The 23,870-nt window shown below is 73.3% G+C and carries 20 protein-coding genes; 14 read left to right on the top strand and 6 right to left on the bottom strand.

All coding sequences use genetic code 11. From position 1 onward, the window contains the following. Nucleotides 1-36: 36 nt before the first annotated feature. Nucleotides 37-1,062 carry a DNA-3-methyladenine glycosylase 2 family protein gene (locus ACIP5K_RS22125; RefSeq protein WP_401411899.1) on the top strand — a complete coding sequence of 342 codons (1,026 nt, stop codon included), beginning with the start codon at nt 37-39 and terminating at the stop codon, nt 1,060-1,062. Nucleotides 1,063-1,104: 42 nt separating this feature from the next. On the opposite strand, the gene ACIP5K_RS22120 is transcribed toward ACIP5K_RS22125, so the two are convergent. The 3 genes from ACIP5K_RS22120 to ACIP5K_RS22110 all read right to left on the bottom strand — a co-directional run bounded on the left by ACIP5K_RS22120 (nt 1,105) and on the right by ACIP5K_RS22110 (nt 3,958). Then, a complete protein-coding gene (locus ACIP5K_RS22120) occupies nt 1,105-2,400 on the bottom strand; it encodes a coenzyme F420-0:L-glutamate ligase (protein ID WP_401411897.1) in 1,296 nt (431 codons plus the stop codon). Next, nucleotides 2,397-3,365 carry a 2-phospho-L-lactate transferase gene (gene cofD / locus ACIP5K_RS22115; protein WP_401411896.1) on the bottom strand — a complete coding sequence of 323 codons (969 nt, stop codon included), beginning with the start codon at nt 3,363-3,365 and terminating at the stop codon, nt 2,397-2,399. The genes ACIP5K_RS22120 and cofD overlap by 4 nt, the downstream gene beginning before the upstream one ends. Before the next feature lie 98 nt (nt 3,366-3,463). Beyond that, nucleotides 3,464-3,958, bottom strand: a complete 495-nt coding sequence (locus tag ACIP5K_RS22110) for a cysteine dioxygenase (RefSeq protein WP_401411894.1) — start codon at nt 3,956-3,958, stop codon at nt 3,464-3,466. Between the two features lie 728 nt (nt 3,959-4,686). On the opposite strand from ACIP5K_RS22110, the gene ACIP5K_RS22105 reads away from it, so the two are divergent. The 3 genes from ACIP5K_RS22105 to ACIP5K_RS22095 all read left to right on the top strand — a co-directional run bounded on the left by ACIP5K_RS22105 (nt 4,687) and on the right by ACIP5K_RS22095 (nt 10,425). Then, nucleotides 4,687-4,950, top strand: a complete 264-nt coding sequence (locus ACIP5K_RS22105) for a WhiB family transcriptional regulator (protein ID WP_111665851.1) — start codon at nt 4,687-4,689, stop codon at nt 4,948-4,950. A 247-nt stretch (nt 4,951-5,197) separates the two neighbouring features. Continuing rightward, nucleotides 5,198-8,938, top strand: coding sequence for a glycosyltransferase (locus tag ACIP5K_RS22100; RefSeq protein ID WP_401411892.1), 3,741 nt, complete (start codon nt 5,198-5,200; stop codon nt 8,936-8,938). Continuing rightward, a complete protein-coding gene (locus ACIP5K_RS22095) occupies nt 8,935-10,425 on the top strand; it encodes a DUF5719 family protein (protein ID WP_401411890.1) in 1,491 nt (496 codons plus the stop codon). Before ACIP5K_RS22100 ends, ACIP5K_RS22095 begins: the two co-directional genes overlap by 4 nt. A gap of 16 nt (nt 10,426-10,441) precedes the next feature. Here the strand turns inward: ACIP5K_RS22095 and ACIP5K_RS22090 are convergent, their stop codons facing one another. Next, on the bottom strand, nt 10,442-10,909 hold the full coding sequence (locus ACIP5K_RS22090; protein ID WP_401412274.1) for a metallopeptidase family protein: 468 nt from the start codon (nt 10,907-10,909) through the stop codon (nt 10,442-10,444). A 332-nt stretch (nt 10,910-11,241) separates the two neighbouring features. Here ACIP5K_RS22090 and ACIP5K_RS22085 point away from each other — a divergent pair, with 332 nt between their 5' ends. From ACIP5K_RS22085 to ACIP5K_RS22045, 9 genes are all read left to right on the top strand, one after another. Then, entirely contained in the window at nt 11,242-11,619 is a 378-nt protein-coding gene (locus ACIP5K_RS22085; RefSeq protein WP_401411888.1) for a DUF3499 domain-containing protein, read from the top strand. Nucleotides 11,620-11,766: 147 nt separating this feature from the next. After that, a complete protein-coding gene (locus tag ACIP5K_RS22080; protein ID WP_401411886.1) occupies nt 11,767-13,383 on the top strand; it encodes an L-lactate permease in 1,617 nt (538 codons plus the stop codon). Between the two features lie 119 nt (nt 13,384-13,502). After that, nucleotides 13,503-14,867: a phosphomannomutase/phosphoglucomutase gene (locus ACIP5K_RS22075; protein WP_401411884.1), complete on the top strand. Its 1,365-nt coding sequence runs from the start codon at nt 13,503-13,505 to the stop codon at nt 14,865-14,867. A 156-nt stretch (nt 14,868-15,023) separates the two neighbouring features. Beyond that, nucleotides 15,024-15,194: a Trm112 family protein gene (locus ACIP5K_RS22070; protein ID WP_111665844.1), complete on the top strand. Its 171-nt coding sequence runs from the start codon at nt 15,024-15,026 to the stop codon at nt 15,192-15,194. Between the two features lie 35 nt (nt 15,195-15,229). Beyond that, nucleotides 15,230-16,360, top strand: a complete 1,131-nt coding sequence (locus tag ACIP5K_RS22065; protein WP_401411883.1) for an SIS domain-containing protein — start codon at nt 15,230-15,232, stop codon at nt 16,358-16,360. Between the two features lie 79 nt (nt 16,361-16,439). Next, nucleotides 16,440-17,591, top strand: coding sequence for a mannose-6-phosphate isomerase, class I (gene manA / locus ACIP5K_RS22060; protein WP_401411881.1), 1,152 nt, complete (start codon nt 16,440-16,442; stop codon nt 17,589-17,591). A 92-nt stretch (nt 17,592-17,683) separates the two neighbouring features. Then, a complete protein-coding gene (locus tag ACIP5K_RS22055; protein ID WP_401411879.1) occupies nt 17,684-18,670 on the top strand; it encodes a cation diffusion facilitator family transporter in 987 nt (328 codons plus the stop codon). Nucleotides 18,671-18,959: 289 nt separating this feature from the next. After that, nucleotides 18,960-20,423: an adenosylhomocysteinase gene (gene ahcY, locus ACIP5K_RS22050; RefSeq protein WP_401411878.1), complete on the top strand. Its 1,464-nt coding sequence runs from the start codon at nt 18,960-18,962 to the stop codon at nt 20,421-20,423. Between the two features lie 230 nt (nt 20,424-20,653). Continuing rightward, on the top strand, nt 20,654-21,268 hold the full coding sequence (locus tag ACIP5K_RS22045) for a hypothetical protein (RefSeq protein WP_401411877.1): 615 nt from the start codon (nt 20,654-20,656) through the stop codon (nt 21,266-21,268). Between the two features lie 26 nt (nt 21,269-21,294). Here ACIP5K_RS22045 and ACIP5K_RS22040 read toward each other — a convergent pair whose 3' ends face one another. Next, nucleotides 21,295-22,320 carry an RDD family protein gene (locus ACIP5K_RS22040; protein ID WP_401412272.1) on the bottom strand — a complete coding sequence of 342 codons (1,026 nt, stop codon included), beginning with the start codon at nt 22,318-22,320 and terminating at the stop codon, nt 21,295-21,297. Nucleotides 22,321-22,425: 105 nt separating this feature from the next. On the opposite strand from ACIP5K_RS22040, the gene ACIP5K_RS22035 reads away from it, so the two are divergent. Then, nucleotides 22,426-23,433: a stage II sporulation protein M gene (locus tag ACIP5K_RS22035; RefSeq protein WP_401411875.1), complete on the top strand. Its 1,008-nt coding sequence runs from the start codon at nt 22,426-22,428 to the stop codon at nt 23,431-23,433. Nucleotides 23,434-23,606: 173 nt separating this feature from the next. On the opposite strand, the gene ACIP5K_RS22030 is transcribed toward ACIP5K_RS22035, so the two are convergent. Continuing rightward, the coding region (locus tag ACIP5K_RS22030; protein WP_401411873.1) for a hypothetical protein at nt 23,607-23,870 on the bottom strand (264 nt) is incomplete at its 5' end.

Below are 23,870 nucleotides of genomic sequence, written 5' to 3'. Positions count from 1 at the left end.
ACCCTCGAAGGGCACACCGACCCACCGAGGACCCCAGTGGCAGGCCGCCGATACACCCCGCGCACCCCGGCACCGTCCCGCACCCCCGCGAGCGACGGCGCCCCGCGCGTGCCCGCCCCGTCCCCGGGCCCGCTCACCGCCCCGGAGTCCACCCGCACCTACACCCCGGCCGCCCCGCTCCACCTGGGCCTCACCCTGGGACCCCTGCGGCGCGGCCCGGGGGACCCCACCTTCCGCGCCGTCCCCGACGGCACCGTGTGGCGGACCAGCCGCACCCCCGAGGGCCCGGCCACCCTCCGGCTGACCGCCGCCCCGGACGGCACGGTGCGCGCCGCGTCCTGGGGACCGGGCGCGGCCTGGTCCCTCGACCGGTTGCCGGTCCTGCTGGGCGAGCTGGACGACCCCGCGCCCTTCGAGCCCCGCCACCGCCTGCTCGCCGAGTCGGTGCGCCGCCGCCCCGGCCTCCGGCTGGTCCGCACCGGCCTGGTCCTGGAGTCCCTGATCCCGTCGATCCTGGAACAGAAGGTGACGACGGACGAGGCCTACCGCGCCTGGCGCCTGCTGCTGCACACCTTCGGCGAACCGGCGCCGGGCCCGGCGGGCGGCCAGGACCTGCGCATGCGGATCCCCCCGGACCCGCGCACCTGGACCCTCATCCCGTCCTGGGAGTGGCACAGGGCGGGCGTCGACGACAAGCGGGCCGCGACGATCATCCGCGCGGCCCGGGTGGCGCGCCGCCTGGAGGAGGCGGCGGCGATGGAACCCGCCGCGGCACGGGCCCGCCTGGAACTGGTCCCGGGCATCGGCCCCTGGACCTCCGCCGAGACGGTCCAGCGCACGAACGGCACCCCCGACGAGGTCACCACGGGCGACCTGCACCTGCCCGGCATCGTCGGCTACGCCCTGGCGGGCAACCGCGACGCCACCGACGCCGACATGCTGGAACTCCTCGCCCCGTACGCGGGCCAGCGCCACCGGGCCGCCCGCCTACTGCTCCTCACCGGCGTCTCCCCGCCCCGCAGACACCCCAAGATGCGCAAGGTGGACATCGCCCGGTGGTGAGCGCGCGCCCAGCGGCGCGGCGGACGGCGTGCGCCGATCCCGCTAGCGGACCTCCACGAACTCCGACACGACCCGGGCCGGCCGCTCGGCCGGCACCCCGTCCGGATGCCCCACGGCCACGGCCCCCATCGGGTCCCACCCCGCCGGCAGGTCGAGCACCTCCCGCACGACCTCCCGGCAGAACATGGTCGACGAGACCCAGGCGGAGCCGAGCCGCTCCCCGGCCAGCGCCACCAGGAAGTTCTGCACCCCGGCTCCGGCGGCCACGACGAACATCTCCCGCTCCGCGGCGTCCCGCCGGGCGTCCCCGTACGTGTGCGAGCCGTCCATGACGAGGCACGGCACCACGAGGTACGGCGCGTCGCGCAGCACGTCCCCGCGCCGCACCCGCCGGGCGATGGACTCCTCGCTCCTGCCGTCCCGCCGCAGGTCCTCGATCCACGCGTCCCGCATCGCGTCGAGCAGCCGCACCCGCGCCCCCTCGGACTCCAGCAGCACGAACCGCCACGGCGTCGTGTGGTGCGGCGCCGGAGCGGTCACGGCGGCGGCGACCGCGCGCCGCACGGCGCCCGGGTCCACCGGCTCGTCGGTGAACGCCCGCACGGTGCGCCGCTGCGTCACGGCCTCCCGCACGGCCTCCGACGTCCCGAGCCGGAACATGTCGTCCCGGGCGCCGCGCACCAGCTCCCGCGCGGACCCGCCCGGCCCGGCCACGACGGCGTCGCCGAGCCCGCGCACCACGGCGACCGGCAGCCCGCCGGCCTTGCCCTTCACCAGGTCCCCGGCGCCGGCCAGCTCGTCGGCGGTGGCCACCACGGTCGCGCTCAGCGGATTGCCGTACGCGTCGGTGCCGCCCCGCAGGTCCTCCAGGACCCGCACGCCCGCGGCGCCGATGGCGATGTCCGTCAGTCCGGTGCGCCAGGGGCGGCCGAAGGTGTCGGTGACGATGACGCCGACCTCGACGCCGAGGGCGTCCCGCAGTCCGGCCCGCACGGCCTCGGCCGACGCGTCGGGGTCCTCGGGCAGCAGCAGCACGGTCCCGGCCGGCGTGTTGGACGCGTCGACCCCGGCCGCGGCCATCACCAGGCCCTGCCGGTTCTCCACGATCCGCAGCGTGCCGCGCCGCGCGACCACCCGGACCGTCTCGGCGTCGATGGCGGCCTCCCGGTCGGCGGCGCGGACCAGCCGCCCCTCCGCCTTGGAGACGATCTTCGAGGTGACGAGCACGATGTCACCGTCCACGAGCCCGGGTCCGGCGGCGGCGATCAGCTTCGCCAGGTCGTCGCCCTCGCGCACCTCGGGGATCCCGGGCACGGCCCACACACGCAGTCCGCTCATGCGCCCCGCACCTCCTCGGCGAGGGCGAGCGCGACGCGCGCCATCTCGGCGGCGGCGGTGCCCTCCTCCGGGTCCGTCATCAGCAGCGGCACGGCCCGGCAGCGGATCCCGGCCGCCTCGACACGGTCCACGACGCCCGCGTCCACGGTGTCGACGAGCCAGCCGTCGAGCAGCCCCGAGCCGTAGTGCTCGGCGACGGCGGCGGCACTGGACTCGACGCCGACCGCGCTGAGCACCTTGTCGGCCATCCCGCGCACCGGGGCGTCGCCCACGATCGGGGACAGCCCGACGACCGGCACCCCGGCCTCGGCGATGGCCTCCCGGATGCCGGGCACGGCCAGGATGGTGCCGACGCTGACCACGGGGTTCGACGGCGGGAAGAGGATGACGTCGGCGTCGGCGATGGCCTCCAGCACCCCCGGCGCGGGCGCGGCCCGCTCGGCGCCGACCGGCATGACGGCCTGCGCGTCCACGGAGGCCCGCAGCCGCACCCAGTACTCCTGGAAGTGCACGGCCTTGCGCTCCCCGTCGACGTCCACGGCCACATGGGTCTCCACGCGGTCGTCGGACATGGGGATGAGCCTGACGCCCGGCTGCCACCGCTCGCACAGCGCCTCGGTGACGGCGCTCAGCGGGAAGCCGGCCGCCAGCATCTGCGTCCGGACGATGTGGGTGGCGAAGTCCCGGTCGCCGAGCCCGAACCACTCCGGCCCGACCCCGTACGCGGCCAGCTCCTCCTTGACCTTGAAGGTCTCGTCGGTGCGGCCCCAGCCCTGCTCCTCGTTGATCCCCCCGCCCAGCGTGTACATCACCGTGTCGAGATCCGGACAGACCTTCAGGCCGAAGAGATGGATGTCGTCGCCGGTGTTGCCGATGACCGTGATGTCCGCGTCCGGAGCCGCCAGCTTGAGACCGCGAAGGAACCGGGCACCACCGATGCCGCCTGCCAGAACCACAATGCGCATGCGCCCAGCATCGCAGGCAGCACCGACAACCCGTCAGCCGGTCTCGGAACCGCGGGCCGCCCCGCGCGGGCCCGGCGCGCGGCCCCGGCCGCCCGGGCTCAGGCGGTGGCCCCGGCGGCGACCGCGCACGCGGCGGTGTGCATCGGCATGTCGGTCAGCCCGGGGTAGTAGACGTGCAGGCTGACGGCGGGCTCCAGGGAGTCGTTCACGACCTCGTGCACGTAACCCGGCGCGAACACCCGCTGCGCGCCCGCCGCGAGCGTCCGCGCGCCCCGCTGCGAACGCTCCGTCAGTTCCCCCTGGAGCAGCGTCATGACACCGGACGAGCCGCCGTGGTCGTGCACCCCGCTGCCCTGTCCGGGCACCCAGGACAGCAGCCACACCTCGTAGCCGGGGCCGGTGCGCAGCCGGTGGTACCAGCGGCTCGTCGCGTCGAACTCGATCAGGTGCGCCCACTGGGCGCGGTCGGCGGCGAGCGAGCGCGCGAGCCCGGCGAACTCGGCCACGGTCCGGGGGTGTTCCCGCGCGGGCTGGAGCAGGTGCTGGACTTCGAGGATGTCGCCGGCGATCTGGAGGTCGCTGTCGCTGTTCATCGAGTGTGGGGTTCCTCAGTCGTACAGGTCGATCAGACGGGTCGTTGCTGACGGGCCGTGCGGCACGCGGAGGCGGATCCCGCGGTGGAGGCGGGCGCGGAGGGCGTGCGGGGGAGGTGGGGAGTGAAGCGCGGTCGGAGCCTGCGGCTCAACGACTCAACAGCTGGAACAGCAACAGCTGTGGTGCACGCGGTCAGCACGGACGGACGCGGCGGTGCCGGTCGTCGTCATGAGTGCCAAGTGAGCGAGCATGCCCACCAGAACATCGGGTCATGCCTCCCCTGTCAACCCGATGTCCGAAATGCGAGATATGTTTAGCCCTTTCCGGTTGTTCTGTTTGGTGAAAGGTTTGTGCAGGGCATGCAGCGGACAACTGGCGCATGAACCGGCGCGCAAACGGCGTGGCGATCCTGTGATCCGAATGTGATCAGGCTCGCTCCGCGGGCGCCGCCGGAACGAGATCAAACTCCGCGGCGTCCTTCCTTGTGTAGGTGTCCAGGGGCTGGGGCGGCCGGGATGAGCTGAATGGGCCGCTGGCAAGTGTCACGGTTTTTGCCGATTTGCGCACTTTCCGCTTAGCCTTGGTTCCGCAGAGTGAATAAGGGGCCCAATAGCAGATCCCGGCTTGACTGCCCCGGATCGGCACACTTGTAATTTCACTCGTGTCGTTCAGCCGAAATCGGTAACGGCAACATCACGGGGACGCACGGACGGACGAGGGGCGCACTATGACCGAGTCGTTTTCGGATCTGCTGGTCGAGGACACGGAAGAGGAACTCGGCTGGCAGGAGCGCGCGCTGTGCGCGCAGACCGACCCCGAGTCCTTCTTCCCCGAGAAGGGCGGCTCCACGAGAGAGGCCAAGAAGGTCTGCCTGGCGTGCGAGGTCCGCTCCGAGTGCCTGGAGTACGCCCTCGCCAACGACGAGCGGTTCGGCATCTGGGGCGGCCTCTCCGAGCGCGAGCGCAGGCGGCTCAAGAAGGCCGCCGTCTAGCACGTCCGCGGGTCCGCCGCGGGTCCGTCACGGGACCCTGGCAGCTCGTTCGCGGGTCTCCCGCACGTTCCTTGTGGCCATTTCGGTGTTATCTGCGGTACGTACGGCCCGGCGCAGGTGGGTTGTCCACAGGCGGCGGGCCGCTGTTGTCGGCAGCCGTTAGTGTGAGGTCCCGTCCGAGACACCCCGGCGCCCTCGTGCGCCACGGGTGTCCACCGCAGTCCAACGAACCGGGGCCCGTACCTCGATGTCCGTGCACAGCCACTCGGCAGACCAATTCGGCACTGCCACCGCCGCGTTCAACCCGGGGCACGCCGCAGGGCTCGACCCGAGCAGCGCCCCCGAGTTCCCCAGGCATGTCGTCACCGCCGTCCTCGTCTCGCACGACGGCGCGCGCTGGCTGCCCGACGTCCTGTCAGGAGTGCTCGGCCAGGAGCGCCCGGTGCAGAACGCGATGGCGGCCGACACCGGCAGCGCCGACGACTCCGCGGCCCTCGTCGCCCGGGCGATCGGCGACGAGCGCGTCCTGCACCTCGCCCGCCGCACCGGCTTCGGCCAGGCCGTCGACGAGGCGGTGCGCGGCGCCGGGGTCCTCACCCCCGAAGAGCTGCCGTACCTCAAGCGCCCCAGCGGCTGGGACCCCGTCAGCCGCTCCTGGCGCGACGACGCGTACGACCTGCCGGACCTCCCGCACGGCGAGCCCGAGCAGTGGCTGTGGCTGCTGCACGACGACTGCGCGCCCGAACCCGACGCGCTGGCCCAGCTGCTGGCCGTCGTCGAGGCGGAGCGCGAGGCGGGCTCCGACGTCGCGATCGTCGGCCCCAAGCTGCGCGGCTGGTACGACCGCAGGCAGCTCCTGGAGGTCGGCGTCTCCATCGCCCACTCCGGGCGCCGCTGGACCGGCCTCGACCGCCGCGAGCAGGACCAGGGACAGCACGACCACGTGCGGCCCGTCCTGTCCGTGTCCACCGCCGGCATGCTGATCCGGCGCGATGTCTACGAGCAGCTCGGCGGGTTCGACCGCCGGCTGCCGCTCATGCGCGACGACCTCGACCTGTGCTGGCGCGCCCAGGCCGCCGGCCACCGCGTCGTCGTCGCCCCCGAGGCCGTCGTGCGGCACGCCGAGGCCTCCTCGCGCGAGCGCCGCACCGTCGACTGCGTGGGCCGCACCGCGTCCTCCCCGCACAAGGTCGACAAGGCGGGCGCGGTCTACAGCCTGTTGGTGAACGCGCGCACGGCCGCGCTCCCCTGGATCCTCGTCCGCCTCCTCGTCGGCACCGCGCTGCGCACGGTCGCGTACCTCGTCGGCAAGGTGCCGGGACAGGCCTTCGACGAGATCACGGGCCTGCTCACGACGCTGCTGCGGCCCGGCCGGATCATGGCCGGACGCCGGGAGCGCGGCAAGGGGTCCGTCGACCCCAAGGACCTCAAGCCGCTGTTCCCGCCGCCGGGCGCGACCGTGCGGCTCACCGTCGAGCAGGTCGCCGGAAATCTGTTCGGCGCCGCGGACCCGGAGACCACCACCGCCGGACGGCACGGCGGCGGCGGCCTCGAATCGGGCCCCGGCGACGACGAGTTCTTCGAGGTCGAGCAGTTCGCCCGCCTCAAGCGCATCGCCCGCAACCCCGGACCGCTGCTCTTCGTCGTCCTGCTCTTCGTCTCCCTGATCGCCTGCCGCGGCCTCCTCGGCAGCGGGGCGCTCGCGGGCGGCGCGCTGCTGCCCGCGCCCGGCGACTCCTCCGACCTGTGGGCGCGCTACCTCGACGCCTGGCACGCCACCAGCACCGGCGGCACCCAGGCGGCGCCGCCGTACCTGGCGGCCGTCGCCGCGCTCGCCACCGTGCTGTTCGGCTCCTCCGGACTCGCCGTCACCGTGCTGCTCGTCGGCTCGGTGCCACTCGCCGGGTTCACCGCCTACTTCGCGTCCCGGCCCCTGGTCGAGTCGCGGCTGCTGCGCGCCTGGGCCGCCGTCGCGTACGCGTTCCTGCCCGCCGCCACCGGCGCGCTCGCGGGCGGCCGGATCGGCACCTCGGTGCTCGCGATCCTGCTCCCGCTCATCGCCCGCGCGGGCGCCTCGGCGTCCGGCCTGACGAACGACCGGGGGACCCGCGGAAGTTGGCGCGCCACCTGGGCGTACGCGCTGCTGCTGACGGTCACGACGGCCTTCACCCCGCTGGTGTGGCCGATGGCCCTCGTCCTCGGCCTCGCCCTCCTCGTGGTGCGCCGCGACGACATCACCGCCTACGGACTGCGCTTCCTGGCCGCGCTCGGCACCCCGCTCCTGGTGCTCGCCCCGTGGTCGCTGTCGCTGCTCCCGTTCGGCTTCTTCAAGGAGGCCGGACTTCCGTTCGGCAAGGGGTCGGCCGGCGCGCTCGGTCTGCTCGGCGCCTCGCCGGGCGGCCCCGGCACCATGGGCGGCCTGCTGCTCATCGGCATCGTCCTGGCCGCCCTCGCCGCGCTGCTGCGCCAGGAGCGCCGCCTCGCGGTCCTCGCCGCCTGGACCGTCGCCGTCGTGGCCCTGATCTTCGCGGTCCTCTCCAACAGCTCGACGTGGGCGGGCCCCGCCACCCTCGTCTACGGCCTCGCGCTGCTGGCCGCCGGCGCGCTCGGTGCCGACGGCGCGCGCACGCGCGTGGCCGAGCAGAGCTTCGGCTGGCGCCAGCCGGTCGCCGCGCTCATCGCGTTCGCCGCCGCCGCGGGGCCGCTGCTGCTCGCCGCGGGCTGGATGATCCGCGGCGCGGACGGCCCCCTGGAGCGCCGCGACCCGGTGCAGGTCCCGGCGTTCGTCGCCGAGGAGGCCGGTACGCGCGACCAGGCCCGCACGCTCGTCCTCGACGGCGGCACGGGCGATGTGGCGTACGCCCTGGTGCGGGGCGCGGGCGCCCGCCTCGGCGACGGCGAACTGACCGACGCGGCGGGCGAGAACGGCCGCCTCGACAAGGTCGTCGCCAACCTGGTCGCGGGCTCCGGCGCCGACCAGGCCGACCAGCTCGGCGGCTTCGCCGTGCGCTACGTCCTCGTGCGGGACGGGGCGCCGCGCGAGATGGGCCGTGTCCTGGACTCCACCCCCGGCCTGACCCGGCTCAGCCAGCAGGACGGCATCGCCCTGTGGCGCGTCGACCGCCAGGTCGCGCGGGCGGTCGTGCTGCCCACGGCCGACGCCGGCTCCACCTCGGACGACGCCCTGCCGGTCGCCGCGGGCCCCGTCGACATCCACACGGACCTCGGCGCGGGCAAGGACGGCCGCGTGCTGCGCCTCGCCGACCAGGCCGCCGAGGGCTGGACCGCCACGCTCGACGGCACGCCGCTGACGCGGACGACGGTCGACGGCTGGGCGCAGGGCTTCGAACTGCCCGCGTCGGGCGGCCGGCTCGACGTCACCTACGACACGCCGTTCACCCACACCCTCTGGCTGTGGGTGCAGGGCGCGCTCGCGATCGTCCTCGTGGTGCTCGCGCTGCCGGGCCGCCGCAAGGACATCGACGACGACCTCCCTGAGGAGCCCGTGGTGCCCGCCCAGGCCGTGGAGGGCGAGGGCCGCAGGGCCCGCAGGCTGCGCGCCCAGGCGGAGGCCGAGGCCGAGCAGGCCGCCCCCGCCGCGCCGGCGCCCGCCGAGGAGGAGGCGCAGGCCGCGGACATCCCGCGGCAGCAGGCGTACGGGGAGTGGGAGCAGCCCAGCTACGCGGGCGCCGAGTACGGCGCGTACGCCGCGGGCGAGCAGCAGTACCCCCAGCAGGGCGGTTACGGGTACGACCAGCAGGCCGACCCCTACCAGGCGGGCCAGTACGACCCGTACGCGTACGGAGGCGGCTACGACCAGCAGGTCCCCTACGACCAGCAGACCGGGTTCGACCAGCAGGCCGGGTACGAGCAGCAGGCGTACGACCAACAGGCGCCGTACGACCCGACGTACGAGCAGCAGCCGCAGCAGCCGCCGCGACACGGCACCGGCGCCGACGGTGAGCACCCCGACGGGAGCCAGCAGTGAACCGCACGACCCTGTCCCTGATCGCCGCCGTGACCGCCCTGGCCGCGGTCACGGGCTTCGCCACCGTCCGCTCGGGGGGCGACGACGCCACCCCGGCCGGCGCGGCCGCCCGGCTGCCCGTGGAGCGCTCCAGCCTGCTGTGCCCGCAGCCCGGCCAGTCCGACCTCGCGGAGACCCGGTACACCTCGTACACCCCGAAGTCCGCGGGCACCGCGGCCGGCGGCACGGCGCGGCTGATGCCCGCCGGGACGAGCGCGTCCGACAGCCCCGACGCCCAGGGCAAGGGCAAGAAGGCCAAGGCCGTCGTCACGCCGAAGGAGCCCGGGAAGCCCGCCACGGGCGACGCGTCGGGCGGTGACGCGCCGGCCCTGGTCGGCACCGCCGACGGCGCCCTCGCCCCCGGTTGGACCGTCCAGCAGACCACCTCGGTGGACGTGGGCACGGGCCGCGGCCTGCTCGGCGTGGACTGCTCGCAGCCCGACACCGACTTCTACTTCCCCGGCGCGTCCACCGCCAAGGACCGCAGCGACTACATCCACCTCACGAACCCCGACGACGAGCCCGCGGTCGTCGACGTCCAGCTGTACGGCCCGGACGGCGCCATCAAGTCCGAGGTCGGCGAGGGCATCCAGATCGCCGCGCACTCCAGCGTCCCGGTGCTGCTGTCGACGCTGACGGACACGCCGTACCCGAATCTGACGCTGCACGTCACCGCGCGCAGCGGCCGGGTCGCCGCCGCCGTCTCCGCCGCCGACTCCGAGCTGGGCGGCGACTGGCTGCCCGCCGCCGCCGACCCGGCGCCCTCCCTGGTGCTGCCCGGGATCCCCGAGGACGCGACGGACGTGCGCCTGGTGGCCTTCGCGCCGGGCCAGGACGACGCCGACCTGAAGCTCCAGCTCGCCACGTCCAGCGGCAAGATCACCCCCGCCGGGCACGACACGCTGCACGTGAAGTCCGGGATGACGGCCTCCGTCGACCTGAAGGACGTCACGCGCGGCGACCCCGGCTCGCTGATCCTGACGCCGAGCGAGGACTCCGTGCCGGTGGTGGCCGCGCTGCGCGTCACGCGCGGCAAGGGCGCCGACCGGGAGACCGCGTTCATCCCGGCGAGCGGCGACATCGGCTCGCGCGCGACGGTCGCCGACAACCGTGCCAAGGGCTCCACGCTCGCCCTGACCGCGCCGGGCGCCACCGGCAGGGTGAAGGTCACCGCGTCGGCGGGTTCCGGGGGCGGCACTCCGGTCACCAAGGAGTACACGGTCAAGGGCGGCACGACCCTGTCGGTCGCCCCGCCGGTGCCGAGCGGCCTGGAGGGCGCGTACGCGCTGACCGTGGAGCCCGTGTCGGGCGGCAAGGTCTACGGCTCGCGGATGCTGGCGGAGAAGCAGGGCGGCGTCCCGGCGTTCACGATCCAGACGCTGCCGGACGACCGGGGGACGGTCTCCGTGCCCCGGTCGGACGAGGACCTGTCGGTGCTCCAGAAGTAGCGCGGCGGGCCGCCGGTCAGTCCTCCTCGTCCCCGTAACGGGGATCGACGGTCTCCGGGGTGAGCCCCAGGACCTCGGCGACCTGCTCGACGACGACGTCGTGCACCAGGGCCGCGCGCTCGTCGCGGCCCTTGGTGCGGATCTCGATCGGGCGCCGGTAGACCACCACGCGCGCGGGGCGGTCCTCCCGCGCCGCGATCGTGCCGCCCAGCGGCACCGAGTCGCCGCCCCACGCCTCGTCCTCGGCCGTCAGCCGCGGCACCTCGAGGACCAGGAAGTCGACCTCGGACAGCTGCGGCCAGCGCCGCTCCAGACGCTCCACGGAGTCCTGCACGAGGTCCGCGAAGCCGTCGGCGCGGCTCGCGGACAGCGGCACCTGCGGGGGCGCCACGGGCCCGCGCATGCCCCGGCCGTGCCGGTCGCGGCGGCGCGGCGGCCGCGGCTCGCCGGGGGAGCGCGGCACCTGACTGTCTGACCTTTCCATCACCGACGCAGCGTAGTCCTTGGGGACGCCGGAGCGGCGCACGAAGCGGGGCGCTCCCGGACGGCCCACCGCATGTCGCTTCCCGACCGATCAAGCCATTCCCGGGCCAGATTCCGTATCCCTCCCGGACCGTTGAACTCGCGACAGTTGACGGCATTTGTCCTGAGTGGTGACCGCTTTCAACTGGTCGGCGGGGCGTACGACCCCGGGTCGCCGCAGGTCACGAGGGCGCACGCGCGAGCCGGTGTGCGCCGTCTCACACCACGACACGGTGGGGTGACCTCGGGGAGAGTCGTCGCGGCCCGCTCAAGAGTGCGGTACCGTCCAACGCTGTGAGCCCTGTACGTCGCTGTTCGCGCACCGCTTGCGGCCGTCCCGCCGTCGCGACGCTGACGTACGTCTACGCCGACTCGACCGCGGTCCTCGGCCCGCTCGCCACCTACGCCGAACCCCACTGCTACGACCTGTGCGCCGAGCACTCCGAGCGCCTCACCGCGCCGCGCGGCTGGGAGGTCGTCCGGCTCAACAACAGCAGTGGCCCCAGCCGCCCCAGCGGAGACGACCTGGAAGCGCTGGCCAACGCCGTGCGCGAGGCCGCCCGCCCCCAGGAGCGGGCCGCCGAGGCCGGCGGCGGCGGTCCGCGCACCGCGGACCCGATGGAGGTCGCCCGCCGCGGCCACCTCAGGGTCCTGCGCTCGCCCGACAACTGACCGCGCCCCGGAGCGCGCCGCGCCCGCGCCCGCCGTCTTCACCGGATCTTCGCCCCCTTCCACGTCCCACGCGTTGACGCGCCTTCGCGGCGGACAGAACACTTTCGCCACCCCGTCCATGGGAATCCGGGATTCCGGGAGGCGCCCGTGTTCGTCCAGCGACTGGAGCCGGTCAACGGCTCCCTCGGCCTGTCCGCCCTCGTCGCGGCCCTGCCCCTCGTCACCGTCCTCGTCCTGCTCGGCGCCGTGCGCATGAAGGCCCACCTGGCGGGCCCGATCGGCCTCGGCGTCGCCGTCCTCGTCGCCCGCCTCGCGTACGGCATGCCGCTCGGCCAGACGGTCTCCAGCGCCGCACAGGGCGCGCTGTTCGGGCTCTTCCCCATCCTGTGGATCGTCGTCAACGCCCTGTGGGTGTACCGGATGACGATCCGCACCCGGCACTTCGACATCCTGCGCCGCTCCTTCGGCCGGCTCTCCACCGACCCGCGCGTCCAGGCCCTCGTCATCGCGTTCTGCTTCGGCGCGCTCCTGGAGGCCCTCGCCGGCTTCGGCGCACCCGTCGCCATCTGCTCGGTGATGCTCGTCGCGCTCGGCTTCGACCCGGTGAAGGCCGCGGTCGTCTCCCTGGTGGCCAACACGGCACCGGTCGCCTTCGGCGCCATGGGCACCCCCGTCGTGACGCTCGCCCAGGTCACCGGCCTGCCGCTGGACTCCGTCGCCTCCGTGGTGGGCCGTCAGACGCCGCTGCTCGCCCTCGTCGTGCCGCTGGTGCTGGTCGCCCTGGTCGACGGGCGGCGCGGCCTGCGCGAGACCTGGGTGCCCGCGCTGGCCTGCGGCGCGGCCTTCGCCGTCGTCCAGTTCGCGGCCTCCAACTACGTCTCCGCGCAACTCGCCGACATCGGGGCCGCGCTGATCGGGGCCGCCGCCCTGGTCGCCGTGCCCCGGGCGCGCAGGCCCGCCGCCGAGCCGGTCCGCGCCGCGGTCCTGACCGGCGTACGCAGCGAGGACCTCGACGAGGAGGACCCGCGGCCCGAAGTGCTGCGCGCCTACGCCCCCTACGCGCTCATCGTCGCCCTCTTCTCCCTCGCCCAGATCCCCGTCGTCAAGGACCGGCTCACCGCGGCCGACCGCGTCGTCGACTGGCCCTTCCTGAACGTCGCGGGACCCGACGGCCACCCGGTCGGCGGCAACGTGTTCACGCTGCCGCTGCTCTCCACCGGAGGCACCCTCGTGCTGATCGCCGGCGCGCTGACGGCCGTCGTCCTGCGCGTGCACGCGCGCGTGGCGGTGCGCGAGTGGCTGGAGACCGTCCGCGAACTGCGGTTCGCGCTCCTCACGGTGACGAGCGTGCTCGCCCTCGCCTACGTCATGAACCTCTCCGGGCAGGCCGCCACCATCGGGCACTCCGTGGCCGCGGCGGGCGCGGGCCTCGCCTTCCTGTCGCCCGTGCTGGGCTGGTTCGGCGTGGCGGTCTCCGGCTCCGACACCTCGGCCAACGCCCTCTTCGGCGCCCTCCAGGTGACGGCCGCCCAGCAGTCGGGCCTGTCACCCGAACTCCTCGCCGCCGCCAACAGCTCGGGCGGCGTCCTCGGCAAGATGATCTCCCCGCAGAACCTCACCATCGCCTGCGCGGCCGTCGGACTCGCGGGCCGGGAGGGCGATCTGCTGCGCAAGGTGCTGCCGTGGAGTGTGGGACTGCTGCTGGTGATGTGTCTCGTCGTGTACGCCCAGAGCACGGTGGTCCTGTCCTGGATGCTGCCGTGACCTGGACCGATGGCGGACGGCGGGTTCTTTGCGAGGAATGAGGGGTTCACGCTCTGTTGTCGGTGCGGACCGGTAGTTTGTGGGGTCCGTGTAGTACTTCAGGAGGGCTGGACCGGGCCATGGCTGCTGATCTGTCGCAGATCGTCAAGGCGTACGACGTGCGCGGGGTGGTCCCGGACCAGTGGGACGAGAAGCTGGCCGAGCTGTTCGGCGCCGCCTTCGTCCGGGTCACCGACGCGACGGCGATCGTCACCGGGCACGACATGCGCCCCTCCTCCCCGAGCCTGTCCCGGGCGTTCGCGCGGGGCGCCGCCGCGCAGGGCGCCGACGTCACCGAGATCGGCCTGTGCTCCACCGACCAGCTGTACTACGCGTCGGGCGCGCTGCACCTGCCGGGCGCCATGTTCACCGCCTCGCACAACCCGGCGCGCTACAACGGCATCAAACTGTGCCGGGCGGGCGCCGCCCCCGTCGGCCGGGACACCGGGCTGGCCGACATCCGCCGGCTGGCCGAGGAGTGGAGCGCGTCGGGCGCCCCCGAGCCGGCCGCCACCACGGGCACGATCACCCGCCGGGACACCCTCGACGACTACGCGGCGCACCTGCGCGGCCTGGTCGACCTCACCGCCATCCGCCCCCTGAAGGTCGTGGTCGACGCGGGCAACGGCATGGGCGGACACACCGTCCCGACCGTCCTCGCGGGCCTGCCGCTGGACGTCGTGCCGATGTACTTCGAGCTGGACGGCACCTTCCCGAACCACGAGGCGAACCCGCTGGACCCGGCGAACCTGGTGGACCTCCAGGCCCGGGTGCGGGCCGAGGGCGCGGACCTCGGCCTCGCCTTCGACGGCGACGCGGACCGCTGCTTCGTCGTCGACGAGCACGGCGACCCGGTCTCCCCGTCGGCGGTCACGGCCCTGGTCGCCTCCCGCGAGCTCGCGCGCAACGGCGGCTCGGGCACGATCATCCACAACCTGATCACGTCCTGGTCGGTGCCCGAGGTGGTCGAGGAGCACGGCGGCACGCCCGTGCGCACACGCGTGGGCCACTCCTTCATCAAGCAGGAGATGGCCACGACCGGCGCGATCTTTGGCGGCGAGCACTCCGCGCACTACTACTTCAAGGACTTCTGGAACGCGGACACGGGCATGCTCGCCGCCCTGCACGTCCTCGCCGCGCTCGGCGGCCAGGACGGCCCGCTGTCCGCCCTGGTCTCCTCCTACGACCGGTACGCGGGCTCCGGCGAGATCAACTCCACGGTCACCGACCAGGACGACCGCCTCGCCGCGATCAAGGCCGCGTACGGGGACCGGGACGGCATCACCCTCGACGAGCTCGACGGCCTCACCGTCACGGCGAAGGACTGGTGGTTCAACGTCCGCCCGTCGAACACCGAACCCCTGCTCCGGCTGAACGCCGAGGCGCGCGACCGGCCCACCATGGAACGGATCCGCGACGAGGCGCTCGCCCTCATCCGCGCCTGATCCGGCTCCCCGCCGCCGCGCGGGGCGCGGCCCACGGCGCGACCAGCCACGACGGGAGCCGCGCCCGCCCCCCGCCCCGCACCCGGCGGTACCCTGACCGGGCCGCACCAGAAGCACCGCCCGCCCACCGCTCCGCACCCCGAAGGGACCCCCCTCATGCCGCTCGAAGCCGGCCTCCTGGAGATCCTCGCCTGCCCGGCCTGCCACGCCCCCCTGAAGGAGGCCGAAGCCGAGCTGATCTGCACCTCCAAGGACTGCGGCCTGGCCTACCCGGTCCGCGACGGCATCCCCGTCCTGCTCGTCGACGAGGCCCGCCGCCCCGCGTAACCCGCAAAAGAAGCCACCCGCTGGAGGCCCGCGCCATGTTCGACGAAACACTCCTGGACGATCCGGAGGCGCTGGCCAGGGCCGACCGCCGCGCCCTGCTGCGCGGCGCCGCCGAAGCGGGCGCCCGCGTGCGCACCGCGGCCCGCCACGCCGCCGAGGCCGGCATCGCCGAGCTGAAGCCGGACGGCCGCCCGCGCGCCGTCATGATCGCGGGCCCCGGCACCGCGGCCCTCGGCGTCGCCGAGTTCATCGGCCGCCTCGCGGGCTCCGCCTGCCCGGTCGTCCGCCTGCGCTCCACCGGCGTCGCCCCCGCCACCGGCGCCCTGCGCTGGGAACTGCCCGGCTGGGCGGGCTCGGTCGACCTGCTCCTGATCGCCACCCCGGACGGCGGCGAGCCGAGCCTGTCGCTCCTGGTCGAACAGGCGTACCGCCGAGGCGTCAGCGTCGTCGCGGTCGCCCCCTCCGGCTCCCCGCTGACCGAGACCGTGGCCGGCGCCCACGGCCTGTTCGTCCCGATGGCCACCGCCCCGTACGAGGAGCAGGAGACCCCGGTCGCGGCCTCCGCCCCCGGCTCCCTGTGGGCCCTGCTCACCCCGCTGCTCGCCCTCCTCGACCGCACCGGCCTGCTCAGCGCGCCCCCCGAGGACCTGGAGAAGGTCGCCGACCGCCTGGACCGCACCGCCGAACGCTGCGGACCGGCCATCGCCACCTACGGCAACCCCGCCAAGACCCTCGCCTCCGAGCTGGCCGACGCGCTGCCGCTGATCTGGACCGAGGGCGCGGCCGCCGGCCCCGCCGGCCGCCGGTTCGCCGCCGCGCTCGCCGAGCTGGCCGGCCGCCCCGCGCTCGCCGCCGACCTGCCCGAGGCGCTGCCCGCCCACGGCGCGTTCCTCGCCGGCGACCTCGCCGCGGGCGCCGACCCCGACGACTTCTTCCGCGACCGTGTCGACGAGGCCCAGGCCCTGCGCGCCCGCGTCGTCCTGCTCCGCGACCGCCCCGCCGGCGGCCTCAGCGCCGCCCCGGCCGCCCGCGAGCTCGCGCTCTCGCACGGCACCGCGATCAGCGAGCTGGAGCCCGAGGAGGGCAGCGACCTGGAGACCCTCGCGGAGCTGATCGCCGTCACGGATTTCGCCGCCGTCTACCTGGGGCTCGCCTCCGGTACGTGATCCGCGGCCCACCCTGTCCTCGCCCCGGCCGCAGCCGGACCCGCCCCGCCCTGGACCGCGTACGGAGAAGAAACACCCCATGGACCGCCTCACCAACACCGTCCGCCCCTACGCCTGGGGCTCCACCACCGCCATCCCGCGGCTCGTCGGCGCCGAACCGACCGGCGAACCCCAGGCCGAGATGTGGATGGGCGCCCACCCCGGCGCCCCCTCGGGCACCGGGCGCGGCCCGCTGAACGAGGTCATCGCCGCCGACCCGGCCCGCGAACTGGGCGAGCCGGCCGTGGCCGCGTTCGGCCCCCGCCTCCCCTTCCTCCTCAAGCTGCTCGCGGCGGGCGCCCCCCTCTCGCTCCAGGTCCACCCCGACCTCGTCCAGGCCAAGCAGGGGTACGAGGACGAGGAGAACCGGGGCGTCCCGATCGACGCCCCCCACCGCAACTACAAGGACGCCAACCACAAGCCCGAACTGATCTGCGCGCTCACCGAGTTCGACGGACTGTGCGGCTTCCGCGCCCCCGAGGAGTCGGCCCGCCTCCTCGAAGGGCTCGGCGTCGACAGCCTCAAGCCGTACGCGGACCTGCTGCGCGCCCACCCCGAAGAGGCCGCGCTGCGCGAGGTCCTCACCGCCGTGCTGTCCGCGGACCGCACCGAGATGGCCGCGACCGTCGCCGAGGCCACCGCCGCCGCCCAGCGCATCGGCGGCGTCTACGAGCCGTATGCGGGCATCGCCCACCACTACCCCGGCGACCCGGGCGTGATCGCGGCGATGCTCCTCAACCACGTACGCCTCCAGCCGGGGGAGGCCCTGTTCCTCGGCGCCGGCGTCCCGCACGCGTACCTGGACGGCCTCGGCGTCGAGATCATGGCCAACTCCGACAACGTCCTGCGCTGCGGCCTCACCCCCAAGCACGTCGACGTCCCCGAGCTGCTGCGCATCGTCCGCTTCGAGGCCACCGACCCGGGCGTCCTGCGCCCCGAGGCGTCGCCCGACGGCGAGGAGCTCTACGACACCCCCATCGACGAGTTCCGCCTCTCCCGCTACGTGCTGTCCGAAGGCGGCGCGCCCCACGACCTCACCGCGCGGACCCCGCAGATCCTGCTCTGCACGGCGGGCACGGTCCGGGTGGGCGACCTCGGCCTCACCCCCGGCGGCTCGGTGTTCGTCCCGGCCGACGAAAAGACCGAAGTGTCCGGAGTCGGTACGGTTTTCCGCGCGACGGTCGTGGCCTGAGAGACCCCTGTGCCGTCCCGTGCTGCAACAATGACCCACCGCTGCACGGGACGTACGCATACGCAGAACCTCGAAGGGACACCAGGAACGACATGAGTGCTTCAGGCGGAGCGAAGGCGATCGTGGCGGCACTGGCCGCCAACCTGGCGATCGCGGCATCGAAGTTCGTGGCGTTCCTCTTCAGCGGCTCCTCGTCGATGCTCGCCGAGGCGGTCCACTCCCTCGCCGACTCCGGGAACCAGGCGCTGCTGCTGATCGGCGGCAAGAAGGCCCAGCGCGAGGCGACCCCGCAACACCCCTTCGGCTACGGCCGCGAGCGCTACATCTACGCCTTCCTGGTGTCGATCGTGCTCTTCTCGGTCGGCGGCATGTTCGCCGTCTACGAGGGCTACGAGAAGATCAAGCACCCGCACGAGCTGGAGCACTGGTACTGGCCGGTCGGCGTCCTCGTCTTCGCGATCCTCGCCGAGGGCTTCTCCTTCCGGACGGCCATCAAGGAGTCCAACCAGCTGCGCGGCAAGCTGACCTGGAGCCAGTTCATCAGGCGGGCCAAGGCCCCCGAGCTGCCCGTCGTCCTCCTGGAGGACTTCGGCGCCCTGATCGGTCTCGTACTGGCCCTGCTCGGCGTCGGCATCACCCTCGCGACCGGCGACGGTGTCTGGGACGGCGTCGGCACCCTCTGCATCGGCCTGCTCCTGATCGCCATCGCCATCGTGCTCGCACTGGAGACCAAGTCCCTGCTCCTCGGCGAGGCCGCCGGCACGGAGGAGGTCACCAGGATCGAGCAGGCCGTCGTCGACGGCGACACCGTCACCGGCCTGATCCACATGCGCACCCTCCACCTCGGCCCCGAGGAGCTCCTCGTCGCCGCGAAGATCGCCGTCCGGCACGACGACACGGCCGCCGAGGTGGCCCGCGCCATCGACGCCGCCGAGGCCCGCATCCGCGCCGCCGTGCCGATCGCCCGGGTCATCTACCTCGAACCCGACATCTTCAGCGCCGCCGAGGCCGCCAAGGGCCCCGATCCGGAGGCGGCCCCCGGCGGCCCCACCCCGGGCGGTTCGACGCCGGGCCACTGACCTCCGCAAACGCGGCCGGCCCGGATCCGATACCGAGACGGGGTAGGGCTGACTGGGCCGATCGGTGTAGCTTTGTCACGAGCCAGACGTCGCTGCTGATGGCGGTCGGGCGGCCCGCACGACGGGCCGGCCGAGGGAGAGAGGGCCTCCGACGGACTGCGCTGCGAGTATCGACGGGACACGTGTGCCCGCCGACGCCCGCAGACCAGCCACGCATGCCTCCACCCGGACGGCATGCGGACGAAGCCCACCTCGACCATCCGCAACTGCACCGAGGAGCAGCTCACTTATGACTTCTGTCGCCGACCGACAGGGCCAGGACTTCAAGGTCGCCGATCTCTCCCTCGCGGAGTTCGGCCGCAAGGAGATCACCCTCGCCGAGCACGAGATGCCCGGCCTGATGGCGATCCGCAAGGAGTACGCCGCCGCGCAGCCGCTGGCCGGCGCGCGCGTCACCGGCTCCCTCCACATGACGGTCCAGACGGCCGTCCTCATCGAGACCCTCGTCGCGCTCGGCGCCGAGGTCCGCTGGGCGTCCTGCAACATCTTCTCCACCCAGGACCACGCCGCCGCGGCCATCGCGGTGGGCCCCGACGGCACCCCGGACAACCCGCGGGGCGTCCCGGTCTTCGCCTGGAAGGGCGAGACCCTGGAGGAGTACTGGTGGTGCACGGAGCAGGCCCTGACCTGGCCGAACACGCCCACCGGCGGTCCGAACATGATCCTCGACGACGGTGGTGACGCCACCCTCCTCGTCCACAAGGGCGTCGAGTACGAGAAGGACGGCAAGGTCCCCTCGGTCGACACCGCCGAGTCCGACGAGCACCGTGTCATCCTCCAGCTCCTGAACGACACGATCTCCGCCGGTTCGCAGAAGTGGACCCAGCTCGCCTCGGAGATCCGCGGCGTCACCGAGGAGACGACGACGGGTGTCCACCGCCTGTACGAGATGCAGCGCGAGGGCTCCCTCCTCTTCCCCGCGATCAACGTGAACGACGCGGTGACGAAGTCCAAGTTCGACAACAAGTACGGCTGCCGCCACTCCCTGATCGACGGCATCAACCGCGCCACGGACGTCCTCATCGGCGGCAAGACCGCTCTCGTCTGCGGCTACGGCGACGTCGGCAAGGGCTGCGCGGAGTCGCTGCGCGGCCAGGGCGCCCGCGTGATCGTCACCGAGATCGACCCGATCTGCGCGCTCCAGGCAGCGATGGACGGCTTCCAGGTCGCCACGCTCGACGAGGTCGTCGACAAGGTCGACATCTTCGTCACGACGACCGGCAACAAGGACATCATCATGGCCGCCGACATGGCCAGGATGAAGCACCAGGCCATCGTCGGAAACATCGGCCACTTCGACAACGAGATCGACATGGCCGGCCTCGCGAAGATCGAGGGCATCGTCAAGGACGAGGTCAAGCCGCAGGTCCACACCTGGACGTTCCCCGACGGCAAGGTCATCATCGTGCTGTCCGAGGGCCGCCTGCTGAACCTGGGCAACGCCACCGGCCACCCGTCGTTCGTGATGTCCAACTCGTTCGCGGACCAGACGCTGGCCCAGATCGAGCTGTTCACCAAGCAGTCGGAGTACCCGACCGACGTGTACGTCCTGCCCAAGCACCTCGACGAGAAGGTCGCCCGCCTCCACCTGGACTCGCTCGGCGTCAAGCTGACGACCCTCCGCCCGGAGCAGGCCTCGTACATCGGCGTCGAGGTCGAGGGCCCGTACAAGCCGGACCACTACCGCTACTGAGCCACCGAGCACGACGGCGACGCACTCCACCGGCGGCACTGACGCGCCGGACGCCGGAGTCGACTGCCAGGACAGGCCCCCGCACCCCCGTGCCGGGGGCCTGTCCCGTACCTGCCGCACCGCTGGCTACGGTGGACACGTCCTTCGACGCCAGCCCGCACCACCCGGCGCGCACCCGCGACCGGTGGCGGCGGCCGTCACCAGGCCAGACAGAGGACCTCACGAAGCCCATGCCCCGCGGCCGTTATTCGCTCCACGATCCGCACGATCGCACCCCCCTCGGCGAAGAACACTTCCACTGCGCGCCCGGCCCTTCCGGCTGGCGCTACGTCGCGCAACGCACCACCCCCTCCGGCGATCACGCCGGCTCGATCGACCTCGCCCTGGACGAACTCGGCCGCCCCATCCGCCTCGAAGCGAACGCGTCGAGCTGGCAGGTGCGCGGCGCCGCACTCGACGGTGTCACCTGGGTGCGCACCGACCCGACCGGCGTGCACGCCACCGAGGGAAACGCTCCCGCGCACGCGTTCACCGGCACGTCCCCCGCGTTCCTCATCGCCACGACGCGTCTGCTGCGTCTCACCCCCGCTTCCCCCGCGACCCGGGTCCGCCTTGTCGCCCTCACCGATCCCGTCCTGGCCCCGCGCACCGTGGACCAGTCCTGGACCTTGCTGAACAGCGAAGCACACGCCACTGACAACGGACCCCTGACCGTGGACGCGTACCAGGTCACAGCCCTGGACACCGGCGAGCAGCACACGGTCCACGTCAGCGGCGACGTGGTCCTCGCCGCCCCCGGCATCGAGCTGGAGGACCTGGAGACCCCACCGTCGGCGTTCCCCTGAGTCTCCGGGCGCCGGCCCCCGGAGACTCAGGCCGGGGGCGCGAACCCGGTGGCAGGCGGCTCGGACCCGTCGTCCCGGCTGCCGGGCGCGGGCGACGAGGAGGGCGCCGGGCTCTTGCGGAACATGTCCGGCGCGGACGCATGCGGGCCGGGGGCGGCCTGCGGGGCAGCGGCAGGAGCGGCATAAGGAGCGGGAGCCCCCGAGGGCCCGTACCCGGCCGGCGCTCCGGGCATCCCGTACGCGCCCGGTGTCCCCGGCATCCCGTACGCGTTCGGCGCTCCTCCGGGCATCCCGCCCTGCTGCCCCGCGCCGAAGGCCCGCCGGGCCTCCCTCGACTGCCGCTCGTGCACCACGGCGGCCAGGAACGCGGCGGGCGGCACATCGGTCGGCGCCGGCGCACCCGTGTGCGCGGCGACATCGGCCGCGAGCCGCCCGGCCATGCCCTGTCCCACCTGCGGGTCCAGCTGTCCCATCCGCGTGAGGTACTGCCGTACCGCGAGCCACAGCCCCTCGGGCACGGCGGACAGGTCGAGCTGCGCGAACCGCCCCACCAGCCACGGCGGCGGGGGCGGCACGAACGCCGCCTGTCCGGTGGGCACCCGCTCACGCACCACGAGGGTCCCGGCGACGACGTCCCCGACCCGGCGCCCGCGCGCGGACACCAGAGAGGCGATGCACGCCACGACCCCGAAGGTCATCAGGATCTCCACGACGCCGACGGCCCCCCGCACCAGCGCGTGCCGGAACCGGATCGGCCCGCCGTCGTCGCGCACGACCCGCAGCCCGCACGCGAGCTTGCCCAGCGACCGCCCCCGGCTCAGCGTCTCCACCGCGATGGGCACGCCGACCAGCACGAGGAGGAACGTGGCCACGGCGAGCGCGGCCGCGGCGGCGTCGTCCAGCGAAGACGTGGCCGCCACGATCGTCATCGTCACGACGATGTAGACGGCGAAGGCCACCGCGAGATCGATGAGCACGGCGAGCGCCCGGCTCGGCAGTTTCGCGGGCCGCAGCTCCAGTGCCACGGCCTCGCCCGTCACCAGCTCACTCACACCGGCCACCCACCCTTCCCTGACCTGCCCTAGGAACGGCCAGTCTGCCAAGCTGAGGGCACATCGCGCCGCACAGGTGCCGGAAAGCGAGGAGCAGCAGACCCGATGGACCTCGACGTCTTCGTGTCCGCCCACCGGGCCGAGTGGGACCGACTCGACGCTCTGCTGCACCGGCGCGGCCGCCTCACCGGCGCGGAGGCGGACGAACTGGTCACGCTGTACCAACGCACGGCCACCCATCTCTCCCTCATCCAGTCCAGCGCACCCGATCCCCGGATCGTCGGCCGCCTCACCCAGCTCGTGGCCCGCGCGCGCAGTGCCGTGACGGGCACCCGTCGCGCTTCATGGCGCGACGTCACGGACTTCCTGACGCGAGGATTCCCGGCCGCCGTCTACCGGGCCCGCCACTGGTGGGTGCCCACGGCGCTCGTCTCGACGGCGCTGGCCGCGCTGATCGGCTGGTGGATCGGCACCCACCCCGAGATACAGGCGTCCATAGCCGCCCCCGCGGAGCTCCGCGAGATGACCCGCCCCGGCGGCCAGTACGAGACCTACTACTCCAGCCACCCGGCGGCCTCGTTCGCGGCGCAGGTGTGGACGAACAACGCCCAGGCCGCCGCGATGTGCCTGGTCCTCGGTGTTTTCCTCGGCCTGCCGGTCCTCTGGATCCTCTTCCAGAACGTGCTCAACGTCGGTGTCGGCATCGGCCTCATGACCTCCGCCGGCCGCCTCGACACCTTCCTTGGCCTGATCCTTCCGCACGGCCTCCTCGAACTGACGGCGGTCTTCGTCGCCGCCGGTACGGGCCTCCGCCTCGGCTGGACCGTCATCGACCCCGGCCCGCGCACCCGCCGCACCGCACTCGCGGAAGAGGGGAGAGCAGCGCTGGGCATGGCCGTCGGCCTGGCCCTGATCCTCTTCGTCTCCGGCGCCATCGAAGGCTTCGTCACCCCGTCGGGCCTCCCGACCTGGGCCCGTATCGGCATCGGCATCGCCGCCGAAATCGCCTTCCTCGCCTACGTCTACGTCCTCGGTGGCCGCGCCGCCCGAGAGGGCGAGACCGGCGATGTACCGGAGTCCGAGCGCAGTGCGCTGCTGCCCACAGCAGCGTGATGTGCACCCGGCCCGTCTGAGCTGCTAGTCTCCTCTTCGCCCCGGAAAGACCGTTGACACGGACTGGACGGGGAGGTAGATTCGAACAGTTGCCCCGAACTCGACAGGGTTCGCTTGCGGCGGTTAGTGTCTAGCGCGCTTCACGAAATACTTTCTTTCGAGAAGCCCTCTGACTAATTCAGAAACCAACAGCCGGTCAGACCGGCCAAAAACTTCTGATAAAGTCTGACCAGCCGAAAGGCAAAGGCCCTCCAACGGCCACCGGAAACAAATTCCGAACCGGAAACGGAACGGAAAAAGGATCTGGTAAGGTTGGAAACACGCAGTAACAAGAAGAAGAAGTACCGAAGGGAAGCGCCCGGAGGAAAGCCCGAGAGGGTGAGTACAAAGGAAGCGTCCGTTCCTTGAGAACTCAACAGCGTGCCAAAAATCAACGC

The organism is Streptomyces sp. NPDC088785, from assembly GCF_044750685.1.
Classification (GTDB): domain Bacteria; phylum Actinomycetota; class Actinomycetes; order Streptomycetales; family Streptomycetaceae; genus Streptomyces.
Note: the sequence above shows the minus strand (reverse complement) of the source record. Positions and strands in the feature narration are given on the sequence as shown.

What these genes read in the sequence shown, in the direction of transcription:
- ACIP5K_RS22120 (WP_401411897.1), bottom strand. Translation starts at nt 2,400, where the DNA reads ATGAGCGGACTGCGTGTGTGGGCCGTGCCCGGGATCCCCGAGGTGCGC.
- cofD (WP_401411896.1), bottom strand. Translation starts at nt 3,365, where the DNA reads ATGCGCATTGTGGTTCTGGCAGGCGGCATCGGTGGTGCCCGGTTCCTT.
- ACIP5K_RS22110 (WP_401411894.1), bottom strand. Translation starts at nt 3,958, where the DNA reads ATGAACAGCGACAGCGACCTCCAGATCGCCGGCGACATCCTCGAAGTC.
- ACIP5K_RS22105 (WP_111665851.1), top strand. Translation starts at nt 4,687, where the DNA reads ATGACCGAGTCGTTTTCGGATCTGCTGGTCGAGGACACGGAAGAGGAA.
- ACIP5K_RS22100 (WP_401411892.1), top strand. Translation starts at nt 5,198, where the DNA reads ATGTCCGTGCACAGCCACTCGGCAGACCAATTCGGCACTGCCACCGCC.
- ACIP5K_RS22090 (WP_401412274.1), bottom strand. Translation starts at nt 10,909, where the DNA reads ATGGAAAGGTCAGACAGTCAGGTGCCGCGCTCCCCCGGCGAGCCGCGG.
- ACIP5K_RS22075 (WP_401411884.1), top strand. Translation starts at nt 13,503, where the DNA reads ATGGCTGCTGATCTGTCGCAGATCGTCAAGGCGTACGACGTGCGCGGG.
- ACIP5K_RS22070 (WP_111665844.1), top strand. Translation starts at nt 15,024, where the DNA reads ATGCCGCTCGAAGCCGGCCTCCTGGAGATCCTCGCCTGCCCGGCCTGC.
- ACIP5K_RS22065 (WP_401411883.1), top strand. Translation starts at nt 15,230, where the DNA reads ATGTTCGACGAAACACTCCTGGACGATCCGGAGGCGCTGGCCAGGGCC.
- manA (WP_401411881.1), top strand. Translation starts at nt 16,440, where the DNA reads ATGGACCGCCTCACCAACACCGTCCGCCCCTACGCCTGGGGCTCCACC.
- ACIP5K_RS22055 (WP_401411879.1), top strand. Translation starts at nt 17,684, where the DNA reads ATGAGTGCTTCAGGCGGAGCGAAGGCGATCGTGGCGGCACTGGCCGCC.
- ahcY (WP_401411878.1), top strand. Translation starts at nt 18,960, where the DNA reads ATGACTTCTGTCGCCGACCGACAGGGCCAGGACTTCAAGGTCGCCGAT.
- ACIP5K_RS22045 (WP_401411877.1), top strand. Translation starts at nt 20,654, where the DNA reads ATGCCCCGCGGCCGTTATTCGCTCCACGATCCGCACGATCGCACCCCC.
- ACIP5K_RS22035 (WP_401411875.1), top strand. Translation starts at nt 22,426, where the DNA reads ATGGACCTCGACGTCTTCGTGTCCGCCCACCGGGCCGAGTGGGACCGA.